A 15,358-nucleotide genomic window follows, 5' to 3' on the forward strand; every position below is an offset into this window, starting at 1 on the left:
CCTCCCCATCGCGGGGAGGGTATTTTAAATTAGCAGGTTCTTTTTTGAACAATTACTAGCTACCCGATACGGAACCCAGCGCCCCCAGGCAGTAATATTTCGTTTCCAAATACTCATCAATCCCCGTCGCGCCACCTTCACGGCCAAGGCCGGACTGTTTGACGCCGCCGAAGGGCACCGGCGGGCCGGTCATCTTAACGGAGTTGACGCTGACCATGCCGTACTCCAGCGCGCGCATCAGCTTCCAAATACGACGGATATCATGAGTGTAAATATACGCTGCCAGGCCGTACTCGGTGTCGTTGGCCATCTCGATCACTTCGTCATCGGTGCTGTAAGCGGTAATACCGGCGACAGGCGCAAAGTTCTCTTCCCGCCATACTTTCATTTGCGGCGTTACACCTGTCAGCATGACCGGCATAAAAAAGTTCTCGCCGGGCGCCTGGCTTTGATCACCGCCGCTGACGGTGGCGCCTTTGGAAATAGCGTCATCAATAATGGCGGCTGCTTTTTCAACCGCTTGGCGGTGAATGAGCGGGCCAAGGTCAATTTCGCTCTGTAAGCCATTCCCCACGGTCAGGGCCGCCATGCGCTCTTTGAAATATTCAACGAACTCATCGTGAATCGACTCGTGAACCAGAATGCGGTTAGCGGCAAGGCAATCCTGCCCGGCAGTCTGGAATTTGGCGTCGATAGCCGCGAAAGCCGCCTCTTTAGGATCCATATCTGGCCCAACGATAAACGGCGCATTGCCGCCTAGTTCAAGCGAGAGGCGCTTAACGGTGTTTGCACTCTGCTCAATCAATAGGCGACCTACTCGGGTGGAGCCGGTGAACGACAGCGCACGAATACGCGGCTCGCTGCACAAAATCTTGGACACTTCAGCAGGCTCACCCAGCACGACGTTAAAAATTCCTGCCGGAATCCCCGCACGCTCAGCCAGCTCAGCGAGCGCCAGCGCTGAAAACGGCGTTTCATTGGCAGGTTTGACGATTACCGGGCAGCCGGCGGCAAGTGCTGCAGCGGCTTTGCGGGTAATCATCGCCAATGGGAAGTTCCAGGGCGTAATCATCGCGGCGATTCCCACCGGCTCTTTAATGGTGCCAAGCGATGCATTGGGAATATGGCTGGGAATGGTCTCGCCATAGGTACGCTTGCCCTCTTCGGCAAACCAGCGCACAAAGCTCGCGCCATACTGCACTTCACCACGAGCATCGGGCAGCGGCTTGCCCTGCTCCAGGGTCATGATGGTAGCCAAGTCTTCGCGATTCGCTTGGATGAGGTCGTACCAAGCCAGCAGCCGTTCGCAGCGCTCATCAGCACGTAATGCACGCCAATGCGTAAACGCCACTTCTGCAGCGTCAACAGCTGCGGTTATTTGGCTGGCTTCCAGCAGCGGGATATGCCCAATGGCTTCGTTAGTCGCGGGGTCATACACCGCTTCTTCGCGGCCGCCTTCGCCATGGGTCCACTTGCCGTCTACGTAGGCGTACTGCCGGAAAAGGCGTGGATCTTCCAGGCGTTTCGCAAGCGTGGTCGATAATGTGGTCATGGACACCTCCCCAGGTTGCAGCCAAAAGCGGGCAACAAACCGTAATAAAAAAGATGAATCGCTCGGCTTAACGCCGAGCTGATTCGATGTCCATAGAGTAAGGGAGAGTGGTCACGAAGTGTTTTTGAAAGCGCCGGATAATTCCGGCGCTTTTTTTGTGAAAGCTACCTTTACAGTGCTTTTTTTTGGCAGCGCCTCTATTTAATCTGCTGCATTTAACCTTCTGCGGGGTTAATCAAGGCCTCCTCAGTAAACACCACGAGTCCTAACTCCGGCCGGTAGCCATGGATCTCAGTGACATCCAGCGCCTGAAGAAACGATAAGATTTCTTCGCTGATGACCTGCCCTGGTACCAATACTGGAAACCCTGGCGGATAAGGGATGACAAAGCTTGCCGATACAACATCGCGACCAGCACGCATCTGCGCCTGCAACTTACCATTATCGAAGCGTAAGTATTCAGTATTCTCTTCGTCGTAACTTAGAAAGTAAGCGCAACGAATATCGCCCTGGGGCGTATCGGGATTCGGCCGGAAGGCATCGTGGAAACGACTGAAGTCAGGCAACGGCGGCAAATCATGATTCAGCGAATGCACCTGATTCTCGATAATCTTGCGTTCAGGACGGCTGCTGTCTTCCAAGCGATATTCGAACTCTTTCGCCAATTTGATCAGCACATCCAGCAGGTAGGCAATAGAGCCACGTGTAGTGCCGATATTGGTCATAAACAGTACGGTGTTGCGGGACGTTTTGTTAATTTGAATACCGTACTTATTCATCAGGTATTCATTTTTGAATGTATCGCCATCAACACCAGTATTACCGATGGCAATCGTGACACGAGAAGGATCAACAACAAACTCGTCTCGCGCCCAGGCTTCCTCCATTTTGTTCCAGCCCGTCACGGGGTCAAAATAGGACTCGACACCCGACTCTCGATAGGCTTCGGGCACCATGTCGCTATTCTTCAATACGCGGAAATACTTCTGCAGCAAGGGATGGGTGTAGAGCTGTTCGCGGAGCGAAAGCGCTGTCTCTACCTGGGAATGTACCAGTTCGAAACCTTCCATTTCCGCCTGCATTCTTCCCACATCCAGCGATGCCACAATCTGATAATTAGGCGAAGTAGAAGTGTGAGTCATGTAGGCTTCATGGAAAGAAGCCTCCACTTTCTGACGAAAATCTTGATCCCACACGTGAATCATTGAGCCTTGGCGTAACGAGGTCAGCGTTTTGTGGGTTGAGTGAGTCGCATAAGTGCGAATACGTACTTCATCCGGGTCGGGCATCAATCGCTGGTCAAGCCATGTAGCGTCATCTTCTGGATCGAGCTTATCGAACTCGGCTTTCCAAGCCGCATACTCTTCCCGATAACTCTCACTGCGGTAACGATCCCGCAACGTCCGTGCCGCATTCATGGCGGTACGTGGCCGATACGTCGGGTTAAAACCAGCGAAGGCAAACCATGCTTCATCCCAAAGAAAAACCAGATCTGGTTTAATCGCCAAGCACTCTTCCATCACCCGGCGCACGTTATACACAATGCCATCGAAGGTGCAGTTGGTCAGCAACAGCATCTTCACCTTGTGAAGTTCGCCAGAGCGCTTGTAGGCGAGCAGCGTTTTCTTTATTTCATGCAGCGGCACCGCACCGTACATGGAATAGTCATCAAGTGGATAGGAGTCTAGGTAACTGACATGTGCACCGGCTAACACCATGCCGTAATGATGCGACTTGTGACAGTCACGGTCGATCAGCACAATATCTCGCGGCTTAATAAGCGCCTGTACCACAATTTTATTAGCCGTGGACGTGCCATTGGTTACAAAGAAACTACGACGCGCTCCAAAGGCTCGGGCAGCGTACTCTTGAGCCTTCTTGATTGGTCCGAACGGTTGCAACAGCGAGTCTAGCCCCCCCGATGTTGCTGATGTTTCTGCCAGAAAAATATTAATGCCATAGAAGTCGATCATATGACCTGCCCAGTGGGATCGAGTCACCGACTTACCCCTGGAAATGGGCATGGCATGAAACACCCCAGTGGGCTTTCTACTGTATTCACGCAGGGCATCAAAAAACGGTGTGCGGTAACGATTATCAATGGCACGTAGAATCGTATGATGCTGCTCGATATAGTCCGTTTCACGGTAGAAGATACGGTTGAAGTGCTTAATATCTCGGCTTGCCGTGGCTTCAACATCGCCACTCGTCACTAGAAATTGATCAATTTCTGGGCGCAGCTCATGAATCATCGAACTCAGCAGAATACTGCGGTCAGCTTCGCTATGGTGCTCCAGCTCATTTTCTGAGAGACCTTCCAGATAATTACGCAAAGCACTGAGGTTATACTTGGACTTATAGGGAAACTCGTAGCGAATCAGACATGCCTGTATATTAGGATTCACCAATACGGCAATCAACGCATCTTCAAAGCTTTTTACCGTTACAACATCGTAAACAAAGCGGTCTTCAGGACGACGCATGTTGTGAAATGCTTCACGTACCACGTCTTCTTCTTGGTTAGAAAGATTATCTACGATCAGCAGTTCAAAGTAAGGTTGCGCCGAGCTGTTGGAAGCCGGATGCCCGCGGCGAAGTTGATTCAGGGCGTCCAGTGCCTCCATGTCTTCAGCACCGGCATCCGTCTCAGAAAGATCCACATGTCGTCGACGATAGGACTCACTGATCAAGGCTCTTACCAAACGCTTAACAACTTTATCCAGCAGCGCATATTCGCCGCGATTAAATAGCGTCCAAAGGTGGCGAAAATCCTCTTTGGATGGAAATGCGTGGTAGTCCTCAATAATCTCTAAGCGTGTCAACTTGATGTCGATAGCTTTAATCAAGTTCTTGGCGCGATCCTCTTCTTTAAGACGCGTCAAAATACCTAAATCACGCTTAAGCTCATTCCAGGTATCAGCACGAAGTTGGGAAATTTTGTGATAAAAACCCAGGGCGGTGTAGGAAGTTTCGGTTGAATTATTCTCTTGCATGACGACACCCATCCTTTGTAGGTATTTATCTGGAAAAGACACTTCCTCAGCAACAGTGCTAAATCAGCCGTACAGCCCACGTGAGCCATAGCGAACGGTAATTTGCTCTTCAGGAAACACGTCGAAGTTCAAATCCAACACTCTACCGGGCCAGCGAAACTGAGTAAGTCTTTCCTTGGTGCGATATACCGCGGTATACACTGTGCCCAGGCCGCGCCGATAGTCATGGCGAAACAAAGGGGGAGCGGAAAAAGCAGAAATTAGTCGCTCTTCAGTGGTGGCATCATCGTCCACCAGAATCGAGAGCTGACGCTCGCGAATCAAGGTTTCCGAAGCCAGCGCATGGGCATACCACTCGATTTTCTTTTGATGATTAGTTGCCACCGCTACGCGCCGAATGCTAGCGCGGCAATCAGGAGCAATCATCGCGGTGACATAACGTCCTGAGGCGTCTGCCACCGTAATGTTGTAGGCCATATGGGTAGGCACTCTCGCCAGTACCGCAGCTGCTTCGGGCACGGTATCGCAGAACTCAAGGATATAGCGAAGTATTATCGGAGCACCGAAGCCATCCCCTACCACCTTGCGCCCACCAAACGCCAGAGAAACAGCAAGTCCTGAATCGTTCATCCCGTCTAGCACGCCCCACAGGCAATCAGACATGGCAATAACACGGCGCTGATTCCATCGCGTGTAGAGAATAGTGCCCTCGCACAGCTCCGGCGGGTAGTCGTAGTTGCGTGCCAACATGGTTGACATCGGCCGTGTTAGTACCGCCTGTGAGCAACCGGTAATATAGGGCGGCGGGCGGTACAAACTCAGTAGCCGCGACGCAAGATCTCCTCCCCCAGCGACTTCACATAACGTGCGGTAAGTAGCCAGCAGTTCGGGCATGTGCTTGCGTAAGGCGTTATGACACTCTAAGTAAGAGGGACGCTCACGCTCACCTTCGGCCAGATACCAAGGCTCATAGGCAGGCCAGTGGTAATGGAACAACGACTGCCATTTTGGTCCCGCTACTTCTTCGTGCACAGTGCGAAACGTCAGTGCCTTGTCGAGCTCCACACCAGGCATTCGGCCCGCAGCAAAGTTGCTGTCCATGATTAAAGGATTTTAAAGTTGCCACCGCCGATAGCATGGCTGACGGCAACTTCCTCCACCACTGGATCTTGCAATGCCTGTCCGGTGTACTGACCACGAATGCCGTCTATCCAAGCCTTGGCACGCTCGTTCAACTGGAAGTCATCATCCATTAACCGTCCTCGGGTAATCAAAATACCCAGGTCGGCCCCTTCATACCGGAAGTCTCCTGCGCCGCTAATGCGCAGAAAAAAGGCTTCCTGCTCGTTCTCGGCCGCATGAGGGTGATAGCTATAGTGATCATAGGCAATCCCGCCCTGATCATTCATGCGCCATACGCCGGTTGTAGGCGCCTGAGTTAACAGGTCAACGCTTTCATCGGTATGCTTGATAACCAGCTGGCTCCAGCTGTCGACACTTTCAGGATGCGCCCAGCGCTCATTGATATCATTAATATCCAGGTCAAAATCGACATCCGAAAACTCAAGCAGGTGGAACAGGAACAGCGGAATATCGGAGTGGGCAAACGCCGCCACGTTCGTCAGGGAGCTTGCCCCTGTCACGCGGGGGTTAAGTTCGCCTAGATACACTTCATTGGTATCCATATCGATCAGAAAATCGAGCTCGAAATATCCGCGATACCCTTCTTCGCGCAGTGCCTCACCAAACTTAAAGGTGTATTCGCGCGCTAAATCACGCACTTCCTGACTAAAGGCGCCAGCGAACATTTCGTTGCCACACCAACCGCCTTTATATGGAGTCAATGTTTTGAAACCTACAAGCTCTGTCATCAACGGGCCGACGACCGTACCGCAACGCGTGGCACACGCTTCTATCGCCGAGCCGCGGCAGTTAATGCGCTTCATGATCTTGACCTCGGGTTCGGCTTCGATCTCTTCAGCGTGCTTGTAATAGTCTTCTTCACTGGCGATAAAAAAGGTGGTGTGTCCAGAATCACCAAACGCAGTCTGTACCACTAAATCGTTACCGAGCGACTCGCTGACCTCTAAAAGCTCCTGATAGCTGCCTACTCTGGCCAATACGTTGGGCACGCTGGGCACACCGGCTTTGTTACCAATACGCACCGTCTCAATTTTATTATCCATCCGCTTGCGCAATTCGGCGGGAGGAAAGGCAACCCGTAGACCTAACTGCTCACAAATTTCTTCAGTGTGCTCATCGAACATTAAAAACGATGCCACCCCAGCACTTTCGCTATTGGCTCGTGATTGAATGAAATCAATGACTTCTTTGTGCTCAAGCAAATAATTATTAATATCTTCAATGCTCTCGAAATCACGAGAAAACTTCTGTTTAGGCACGAAGACATTTCGCTGCTTACCTTCAAAGCAGTCGATGTAGTTAATATGACGGAAGCTACCTACCCAATCACCAATACCTAGAAGGTTGAAGTTCGTCGCAGAAATAAAGTAAATCGGCTCTTTATTATTTAGAAAATGCCTACGAACATCTGCAATGGACGTTATTTTATTCATTGTTTTCGCTCCTTGTATGACAGGTACTGAAGGCTGCGTGGAACTCGTGCTGCCTAGGAGTTTCGCTAAATATCGCGATATTCGCCTAAATTGATCATCCAACCTGGCGCGAAATCCGTTCTTCTTGTGGTGATAGGGCAAGCCAAATAGACTCCTAAAAAATGTCTAGGTCAGTTCGTACGGGTTTAGCAAGTGGTCCTAAGGTATCAAGGAAAGGAGAGGATTTATTTTCGCTACGGTATAGCGAGAAATCGACTTCACGGTCACGGAAACTTTTCAGTGGCTGGCCCAAACCGCGCAACCCTGTTTCGCGCTCGCGGCGGACGCGGTTGAGGTCAATTTCGATAGGCATGACCTCTTCCCCTATCCCCGCTTGATGGATCACGTCGCCAGAAGGACCAACGACGATAGAGCGCCCATTTCCCAACGCGCCAGCGCCATTGATATCGAAGAAGTAGCACTGGTTGATCGCCGCATTGGTGCGGGCAATAGACAGCTCAATATCTCGGTCAATGGTATCTGTCATAGTAGGGTGAAGAATAACTTCAGCCCCCATTGAAGCTAAGGTACGCGTCGTTTCGGGAAACCACATGTCATAACAGATAGAAACGCCAAAGCGACCTATCGTTGGTACATCGAAGACCACAAATTCACTGCCGCCTTCTACGCCAGCTTCGTAAGGTCGGAACGGGAACATTTTGCGATACCGCGTTACAACCTGGCCCAGGGGGTTAATGACTACCAGGGTATTGTAAGTATGTTCGCCGACTTGCTCGAACATGGAGCCTGGAATTAACCAGATACGGTGTTGCGCGGCCAGTTGGCAAAAAAATGCTTCAGTATCGCTGGGCAACGTTTGAGCATGGAGCGGTGAAGCTCCCATCGGCATTAATTCGCTGAACAGCACCATTTGAACTTGAGGAAAACGGTTCATTAGCGCATCGACCCGATGGCGCATAGCCTCGGTATTGTCGCCATGGTGCAGGGCATGCATTTGAACACCGGCAATGGTGAAATATGACATTAGCTTCTCTCTGCGTCAGGCGATCTGACTGTTTCCGCTTAGCAAATTAACTTTTACGAATGTCTTTCGCTAAGCGGGTGATGAATGGCCTCATTTTCATGTTAAGCCAACGGAACGCTGAAATGGCGTTGATCAAGCACCTGGATAAATTGTTAAATTCGATTTACGCAGGCGATATTACAAAAAGTCGTTTGATCCAATACCTGGCTCGGTTCGTTTTACCGACTTAGTGACGATATAGGTGAAATAACGCTCTATTCCCACATCGGAGACCAACCAACTATCGATCAAACGTTGGTAACTGTCGATGGAAAACACTTCAAACTTCACCAGATAGTCCACACCGCCACCTACCGCTACGCACTCTGTGGCATCTGGCGTTTGCATGACTAACGCTTCAAAGCGGGAAAAACTTTCAGCATTGTGCTGCTTAAGCTCGATTTGCACCCATACGGAGTTGCGCGGCACCAACACATCGGCGTTGATGCGGGCGGTATATCCTTCAATTACGCCCGCTTTCTCCAGCCGCTTCACCCGCTCCCAGCAAGGGCTTACCGAAAGGTTGATGGCTTCAGCCAGCTTCGATTTGGTGATTCGCCCATCCCGGGAGAGGATATCGAGGATCTTTAAATCGTAACGGTCCAGTTTCATCATGCCGAGGGCTAAGCCTCCAGGCGTTCAACAACATCGGCGATCACCGCAAGGGTATCCCCCATGTTGATAAGCGAGGGCGCACGGCGGGCCATTAATACACCGTTACGTTCTGCTTTATAAGCCACCGGAGCGGTGCCGCTGCGGGTCATGTCGTACACATAGGCAATGGTTTGGCCTTTTTTCACTTCATCGCCCAGTGCGACGAGCAGCTCAAGTACGCCTGAATGCTGGCTCTGCACGTAGCAGCTGGCATCGGGCATATCGAGATACATCTGACCGCCTGCGGGCATTTCCACCTCACCCGCGACCAAGCCGTAATGAATCAAGAAATTGCGCACACCGCGCTCGGCAATCGCAATGCTTTGCGGCGTGGAGGTACCGCCACCGCCTAGCTCGGTGGCTACAAATACCTTGCCCTGGCGTTCACAGGCCGTATCGAAGAGTTTTTCAGCGTCCAGCTCAAACATCACCATCGCGTAAGGCGCACCAAAGGCTTTGGCGCCCTCCAGGGCTGACTGTTGCTGCTTTTTGTCGTCCAACACATGGGACGCGCCAAACGGTAAAATATCCAGCGTGCGACCACCGGAGTGCAGGTCGAGCACCACATCGCTCATGGGTACCAGCACGCGGGTAAAGTAGTCGGCAATTTGCGAGGTCACCGTGCCATTGGGGTCACCGGGGAAGCTGCGGTTCAAGTTGCCTTTATCCATCGGCGACGTGCGCTTGCCCGCCATAACCGCTGGCGTATTCATGCAGGGCACGATAATGACACGCCCGGTCACATCTTCTGCCTTCAGCGTCGAGGAGAGCTTGAGCAGCGAGGTAATGCCCTCGTACTCGTCGCCATGGTTGCCGCCGGTCAGCAGTGCCGTCGGGCCGTTACCATTTTTTACGACCGTGACGGGGATCATCACCGCTCCCCACGCGGACTCATCGGTAGAGATGGGTAGCTTCAAAAAACCGTGTTGCACCCCATCGGCATCAAAATCAACGGTGGCGGAAATCGGGCTGGGCCGTTTTTGACTTAGTTGATCGGTCATTACATTTTCCTTTTTATCTTTTTCAAACCGCTACTTAACAAACAGCTGGCGGGGAAAATTGGCCAGGGTTTCGCAGCCGGTGTCGGTAATCAGTATGCTTTCGGTAATTTCCAGTCCCCAGTCGTCTTCCCATAGGCCGGGCATAAAATGAAAGGTCATGCCGGGCTGTAGGATGGTTTCATCTGAAGGACGCAGGCTCATGGTGCGCTCGCCCCAGTCGGGCGGGTACGAGATACCGATAGGGTAGCCACAGCGTGCGCCGCCCCGATCAAAGCCGTATTTATCCATCGCCGCGCCTAGCGCCATGGCGATATCTGCCGTGCGGTTGCCAGGCTTAGCGACGGCTAAGCCATTTTCAATACCCTCTAGAAGGGCAGATTCCGCGCGGATAAAGTCTGCGGGTGGCGTGCCTAAAAACACCGTGCGCGACATCGGTGCGTGGTAACGCTTAAACACCCCGGCAATTTCGAAAAACGTGCCTTCGCCTTTGCGAAAGGGCGTGTCGTCCCAGGTCAGGTGTGGCGCAGCGGCGTCTTTGCCCGTGGGCAGCATGGGCACAATCGCGGGGTAATCACCGCCAAACACTTTGCCGTTCTCGTCGATAAACCCTTCGATGCCAACACGGTAAATTTCCGACACCAGCTTGCTTTTAGGCAGGCCGGGTTCAATCACTTCTAAAATGCGCGTATGCATGCCTTCCACAATTTTGGCCGCCACCCGCATATAGGCAACTTCCTGTGGCGACTTAATCGCCCGACACCAGTTCACCAGGGCATTAGCATCCATAAAGCGCGCGTGGGGAAGCTCACGCAGCAGACTTTGATACGCTTTGGCGGAGAAGTAGTAGTTGTCCATCTCCATGCCCACAACGCCGGTATGCCAGCCACGGTCAGGCATTATGGACTGCGCCAGATACTCCATGGGGTGCATGTCCGGGTTCTGAACGTAGTAGTCCGGGTAGTAGGTGATGTTATCAGGATGAATCCAACAGGTGCGCAGCGCGCCGTTGGCATCCATCCGGCGGCCAAACCATACCGGCTCGCCTTCAAGGCCCACCAATACGCACTGGTGAACGTAAAAGGACCAGCCGTCATAGCCGGTTAGCCACGCCATATTGGAAGGGTCGCTGACGATCAGCACATCAATGCCACGACCAGCCATCTCTGCACGCACCTTCCACAGGCGGGTAGCGTACTCTTCGCGCGTAAAAGGCAGGGAAACCTCAGTCATCGGGCAACTCGCCATCAAAGATCACTAAGAACCAGCACACCCCTGGATAAGGCGCTGCACTGGGCCACAGGATCGACCTGGCCACCGCCACAGTAGGCCCGCCAATGTCGTCTTAAGCCGATACTAGCACTCACCCTTGGTTGCCGGTCAAAGCCTTTATTACAAAAAGTGCATACTGGACGTTGATATACGCGCTAACAGCGTGGGGCTGCCTTTAGTGCGCAACATGCTAGGCTGACATGACACGACGCTAAGCCAGAGGAAACGGTATGAAAATAGTGGTGCATATTGATGACGCAGACCAGTGGCAGGCGGCGATTAAAAAAGCGCTCCCCCACGCAACGGTGCTGACGAGCGAGGCGCCAGCAGAAGAACGCATCCATGCTGATTATTTAGCGGTTTGGAAAGCGCCGGCGCACTTATTGCAGGAACAAACGCAGTTGAAAGGCATTATTAATTTAGGTGCTGGCGTCGATTACCTGCTGAAAACGCCTGGACTACCCAGGGATGTGCCTATTATGAAACTACGCGATGCGGGAATGGGCGAGCTGATCGCGGATTACACTCTTTATGGCGTACTGCATTTTTACCGCAGCATGGATCGCTACGCTCAGCACCAGCGTGACGCCCAGTGGCAACCGCACCCAGTGCCTGAAAAATCTCAATGGCCCGTGGGGGTACTTGGCCTTGGAGCGATTGGTCGCCTGGTAGCGACCCGTCTTTCACAGGCAGGCTTTCCCGCTCTGGGCTGGAGCCGCTCGCCTAAAGACATCAGCGGTGTGCGCTGCTTGCATGGTGAAAGCGGGTTAAATGAGCTGTTAAGTCAGGTACAGTGCGTCGTAGCGATGCTGCCTGACACCGCAGAGACTCACCATATCCTTGATGCCAAACGCCTGGCAGCACTCCCTCAAGGCGCCAGTGTGATTAATCCAGGCCGGGGCAGACTTATCGACGAGCAAGCGTTGCTAGAGGCACTTGGCAAAGATGGCCAGCCAGGGCATCTTCGCGGTGCGCTACTGGACGTTTTCTGCGAAGAGCCACTGCCTGCCAGTCATCCACTGTGGAAGCACCCGCGTGTTACTATCACGCCTCATATGGCCGGCCCCACACCGCTTAACGATGCTATTGACCAGGTGATCTCGTATCTTCGCGCCTTTGAAGCCGGTGAAACGCTCGCGACGGTTAATCCAGACGCAGGATACTGACGCGCCACCGCGCACTCGCTATACTCGCACCCAGGAACCAAGCGCTGGTACAAGGCTCTTAGGACAACACCATCAACGGAGGATGAGCTTTTGCGTAACGTTTCTCAACGTTCAACTAAAAGCAAGATATACCGCGCGTCCGCCCTGGCTATGTGTAGTTTAGCTATATACGGCGCTAGCGCCGCCGATGCCACGCCTGATGCCACCACTCAACTGCTGCCAATGCCGCAGCCCTTTGAGGCTCAGTACCAGCTTGAAATTCGCGGCTGGCCGAGTGCCACCATTACCCATACGCTCAACAATGAAGGGCTTCACTGGCTAAGTGATATGCGTTTTTCTGTCACTGTGGCGCGCGGCCAAGAACGCAGCCGCTTTGCGTTAGATGACGATGAAACCCGCTCACTACTTTATAGCAGCAGCTACTCGCTGTTTGGCGTGGGCGATAGCTATCAGCTCTCTGAAGATGACATTAACTCCCTTGATCGTCAGGCGGCGTTGTTCGACCTCTCCCGCCGAGCAGGTCACGAGAGCTGCACCGTAGACGCTCCTTGCGATATCGAATTCGTCGATCACCGCGGACGCGACGAGCATTTTCAGTATTATGCGCATGAGCCTGGCACGGTTAGCGTTCCAGCAGGTGAATTTGAAGCGCGCAGCGTTACCCTGTTCGATGTGGAAAAACCGAACCGCCATTTACAGATTCATTTCCACCCTGAATGGCCGGGGCTAGTGCTTTCGGCACGCTATGAGAAAGAGGGCCAGCGGCAAACGCAGCTCACGATGACGCAATTTAAACCTGCCGAGGTAGATACGCCCTAAATGCTCTCCGGATTACTGATTGTTTTACTGCCCCTGGTACTGGGCTACTTGGTACGCATTCGCTCACCCTACTTGCTAAACCTGATAAACCGAGCCGTTAGCGGCTCGGTTTATGCCATTTTGCTACTGATGGGGGTTAGCCTTGCAGGACTTGAGAACCTCGCCAGCCAACTTTCACGGCTGGGCGGCAATGCGCTGCTGTTATTTAGCATTACCACCGCATGCAACTTAGTGGCGCTATGGTGGCTCTCTCGACGAGTAGCGCTAAAGGCGGGGTCCTCACCCGTGGTAAAAGGGGCGCCTACCAGTAAGTTAGCCGCCATGGCAGGGTCGCTACTGTTAGTCGCGATGGTCGCCGCCGGGGTTGTGCTGGGCTTGCTATTTAGCTCTTGGATAGGCGCCCCCCTATTTGCCACAGCGGAACAGCTTGCAGAGTGGGTACTGTATCTTTTACTGGTGCTGATTGGCTGCCAGTTACGTAATTCAGGCATGCCGCTGAAACAAATTTTACTCAACCGCCTGGGATTGGCCATTGCCTTGACCCTTGCGGCTAGCTCTCTGTTAGCAGGGCTGGTTGCTGCCCCGCTGCTTTCATTGAGTTGGAATGAAGGCCTTGCCATGGCGTCTGGGTTCGGCTGGTACTCCCTTTCCGCTATTTTGATTGGCGACCAGTTGGGGCCACTTATGGGTGGTGTTGCATTTTTTAATGACCTCACCCGTGAGCTGTTGGCGTTTGTCCTGATTCCGCTCGTCATTCACCGCCACACTGCCCTGGCGATTGGCTACGGCGGGGCCACCTCCATGGATTTCACCCTACCCGTCATCCAACAACATGGCGGCGTGGCCTGTGTGCCTGTGGCCGTCGTCAGTGGCTTCATCCTTTCGCTGCTCTCACCGCCGCTGATCCTGTTCTTTCTTTCGCTTTCCGGTTAGTCATTGTGGACTCGTATTGGTTAGGATAAGTCGCTCTGACGGTTTACATCGCCATCGCTTCAATGCCCAGGATGCCCGCGCCCAATGCTCAACGGAATTTGGTTAAGCTTTTTTATTGCTGCCTTTGCCGCAGCGCTGTGGCAGTGGCTGGTGGGAGGCGACAGCGAGGTCTTTGCACGCTTAGTGCAATCGATGTTCGATATGGCGCGGGTGAGTGTCGATATCATTTTGGTACTGCTGGGCACCATGACGCTGTGGCTGGGGTTTCTTTCCATTGCTGAAAAAGCAGGGCTAATACGGCTATTAGGACGCGTGCTGGACCCGCTGTTCTGCCGTCTTATGCCTGATGTCCCCCGTGGTCATCCCGCCATGGGGCTTATCAGTATGAATTTTGCGGCTAACATTCTGGGGCTGGATAACGCCGCTACGCCGATTGGCATTAAAGCGATGCACTCGCTGCAAAGCCTCAACCCGAATCAAGAAACCGCCAGCAACGCACAAATACTTTTCTTAGTGCTGAACACTTCTTCGCTCACGCTGCTGCCAGTGACGATTTTCATGTACCGCGCACAGCAAGGCGCCACTGAGCCAACGCTCGTCTTCTTACCGATTCTACTCGCGACCAGCGCCTCGAGTTTGGCGGGGCTGCTCGCAGTAGCGTTAATGCAGCGCTTAAAACTCTGGCAGCCTGTTGTGCTGGCCTACTTACTCGCCGCCGCGCTGGCCTTAGGGCTTTTAATGACAACGCTGGCGGGCATGTCAGCACAGGCGCTGGCGGCAGCGTCAACACTTGTAGGTAATCTTACGCTTTTCAGCATTGTGATGATGTTCTTAATCGTAGGCGCGCTACGAGGCGTGAAGGTGTACGACGCGTTTATTGAAGGCGCAAAAGAGGGCGTCAGTTTTACCATTACCCTGCTGCCCTATCTCATCGCCATGCTGGTCGCCGTAGGGGTACTGCGCGCCAGCGGTGTACTCGATGCTGGCTTAAGCGGCGTACGCTGGCTGGTAGACGGGTTTGGCTGGGACACCCGCTTTGTCGATGCGCTACCTACGGCCTTTGTGAAACCGCTTTCCGGCAGCGGTGCCCGCGCCATGATGATTGAGACCATGGATACGTTCGGCGTTGATAGTTTCCCAGGGCTGTTGGCCGCTACCCTGCAGGGCAGTACTGAAACCACGTTTTACGTTATTGCTGTCTACTTTGGCGCGGTGGGTATTCGCCGTATTCGTCACGGCTTAGGCTGCGCCCTGGTAGCCGATGCCGCGGGTATTTTAACGGCGATTGCCGTCTGCTATTGGTTTTTCGGCCAGGCCGTCTAGCCGCCCACT

Annotated in this window: 12 protein-coding genes; 4 read left to right on the top strand and 8 right to left on the bottom strand. The window is 53.1% G+C overall.

Translation table 11 applies throughout. The annotated features are described in order from the left end of the window. Positions 1-55: 55 nt before the first annotated feature. The 8 genes from LG301_RS12395 to doeA form a co-directional block, all read right to left on the bottom strand. Positions 56-1,552, bottom strand: coding sequence for an NAD-dependent succinate-semialdehyde dehydrogenase (locus tag LG301_RS12395; RefSeq protein WP_404471467.1), 1,497 nt, complete (start codon positions 1,550-1,552; stop codon positions 56-58). A 215-nt stretch (positions 1,553-1,767) separates the two neighbouring features. After that, positions 1,768-4,545 carry an aminotransferase class I/II-fold pyridoxal phosphate-dependent enzyme gene (locus tag LG301_RS12400; protein ID WP_404471468.1) on the bottom strand — a complete coding sequence of 926 codons (2,778 nt, stop codon included), beginning with the start codon at positions 4,543-4,545 and terminating at the stop codon, positions 1,768-1,770. A gap of 63 nt (positions 4,546-4,608) precedes the next feature. Next, positions 4,609-5,619, bottom strand: coding sequence for a C45 family autoproteolytic acyltransferase/hydolase (locus LG301_RS12405; RefSeq protein ID WP_404471469.1), 1,011 nt, complete (start codon positions 5,617-5,619; stop codon positions 4,609-4,611). 29 nt (positions 5,620-5,648) lie between these two features. Continuing rightward, positions 5,649-7,121: a biotin carboxylase gene (locus LG301_RS12410; RefSeq protein WP_404471470.1), complete on the bottom strand. Its 1,473-nt coding sequence runs from the start codon at positions 7,119-7,121 to the stop codon at positions 5,649-5,651. A 154-nt stretch (positions 7,122-7,275) separates the two neighbouring features. Further along, a complete protein-coding gene (locus LG301_RS12415; RefSeq protein WP_404471471.1) occupies positions 7,276-8,145 on the bottom strand; it encodes a carbon-nitrogen hydrolase family protein in 870 nt (289 codons plus the stop codon). Positions 8,146-8,322: 177 nt separating this feature from the next. Next, positions 8,323-8,799, bottom strand: a complete 477-nt coding sequence (locus LG301_RS12420; protein WP_404471472.1) for an Lrp/AsnC family transcriptional regulator — start codon at positions 8,797-8,799, stop codon at positions 8,323-8,325. An 8-nt stretch (positions 8,800-8,807) separates the two neighbouring features. Continuing rightward, the gene (gene doeB, locus LG301_RS12425; RefSeq protein ID WP_404471473.1) at positions 8,808-9,839 is read right to left on the bottom strand and encodes a N(2)-acetyl-L-2,4-diaminobutanoate deacetylase DoeB; all 1,032 of its coding nucleotides are present in this window, start codon (positions 9,837-9,839) and stop codon (positions 8,808-8,810) included. A gap of 30 nt (positions 9,840-9,869) precedes the next feature. After that, positions 9,870-11,069 (bottom strand): ectoine hydrolase DoeA, encoded by a 1,200-nt coding sequence (gene doeA / locus LG301_RS12430; protein WP_404471474.1) that lies wholly within the window; start codon positions 11,067-11,069, stop codon positions 9,870-9,872. Between the two features lie 269 nt (positions 11,070-11,338). On the opposite strand from doeA, the gene LG301_RS12435 reads away from it, so the two are divergent. The 4 genes from LG301_RS12435 to LG301_RS12450 all read left to right on the top strand — a co-directional run bounded on the left by LG301_RS12435 (position 11,339) and on the right by LG301_RS12450 (position 15,349). Then, positions 11,339-12,274: a 2-hydroxyacid dehydrogenase gene (locus tag LG301_RS12435; RefSeq protein WP_404471475.1), complete on the top strand. Its 936-nt coding sequence runs from the start codon at positions 11,339-11,341 to the stop codon at positions 12,272-12,274. Between the two features lie 150 nt (positions 12,275-12,424). Continuing rightward, positions 12,425-13,093, top strand: a complete 669-nt coding sequence (locus tag LG301_RS12440) for a hypothetical protein (RefSeq protein ID WP_404471476.1) — start codon at positions 12,425-12,427, stop codon at positions 13,091-13,093. After that, on the top strand, positions 13,094-14,026 hold the full coding sequence (locus tag LG301_RS12445; RefSeq protein ID WP_404471477.1) for a lysine exporter LysO family protein: 933 nt from the start codon (positions 13,094-13,096) through the stop codon (positions 14,024-14,026). Positions 14,027-14,110: 84 nt separating this feature from the next. After that, positions 14,111-15,349, top strand: coding sequence for a nucleoside recognition domain-containing protein (locus LG301_RS12450; RefSeq protein WP_404471478.1), 1,239 nt, complete (start codon positions 14,111-14,113; stop codon positions 15,347-15,349). The last annotated feature ends 9 nt before the right edge of the window (positions 15,350-15,358 follow it).

The organism is Vreelandella venusta, assembly GCF_044809155.1.
GTDB lineage: Bacteria > Pseudomonadota > Gammaproteobacteria > Pseudomonadales > Halomonadaceae > Vreelandella > Vreelandella venusta_B.

What these genes read in the sequence shown, in the direction of transcription:
- LG301_RS12400 (WP_404471468.1), bottom strand. Translation starts at nt 4,545, where the DNA reads ATGCAAGAGAATAATTCAACCGAAACTTCCTACACCGCCCTGGGTTTT.
- LG301_RS12405 (WP_404471469.1), bottom strand. Translation starts at nt 5,619, where the DNA reads ATGCCTGGTGTGGAGCTCGACAAGGCACTGACGTTTCGCACTGTGCAC.
- LG301_RS12440 (WP_404471476.1), top strand. Translation starts at nt 12,425, where the DNA reads ATGTGTAGTTTAGCTATATACGGCGCTAGCGCCGCCGATGCCACGCCT.
- LG301_RS12420 (WP_404471472.1), bottom strand. Translation starts at nt 8,799, where the DNA reads ATGATGAAACTGGACCGTTACGATTTAAAGATCCTCGATATCCTCTCC.
- LG301_RS12445 (WP_404471477.1), top strand. Translation starts at nt 13,094, where the DNA reads ATGCTCTCCGGATTACTGATTGTTTTACTGCCCCTGGTACTGGGCTAC.
- LG301_RS12435 (WP_404471475.1), top strand. Translation starts at nt 11,339, where the DNA reads ATGAAAATAGTGGTGCATATTGATGACGCAGACCAGTGGCAGGCGGCG.
- LG301_RS12395 (WP_404471467.1), bottom strand. Translation starts at nt 1,552, where the DNA reads ATGACCACATTATCGACCACGCTTGCGAAACGCCTGGAAGATCCACGC.
- LG301_RS12415 (WP_404471471.1), bottom strand. Translation starts at nt 8,145, where the DNA reads ATGTCATATTTCACCATTGCCGGTGTTCAAATGCATGCCCTGCACCAT.
- doeA (WP_404471474.1), bottom strand. Translation starts at nt 11,069, where the DNA reads ATGACTGAGGTTTCCCTGCCTTTTACGCGCGAAGAGTACGCTACCCGC.
- LG301_RS12450 (WP_404471478.1), top strand. Translation starts at nt 14,111, where the DNA reads ATGCTCAACGGAATTTGGTTAAGCTTTTTTATTGCTGCCTTTGCCGCA.
- doeB (WP_404471473.1), bottom strand. Translation starts at nt 9,839, where the DNA reads ATGACCGATCAACTAAGTCAAAAACGGCCCAGCCCGATTTCCGCCACC.
- LG301_RS12410 (WP_404471470.1), bottom strand. Translation starts at nt 7,121, where the DNA reads ATGAATAAAATAACGTCCATTGCAGATGTTCGTAGGCATTTTCTAAAT.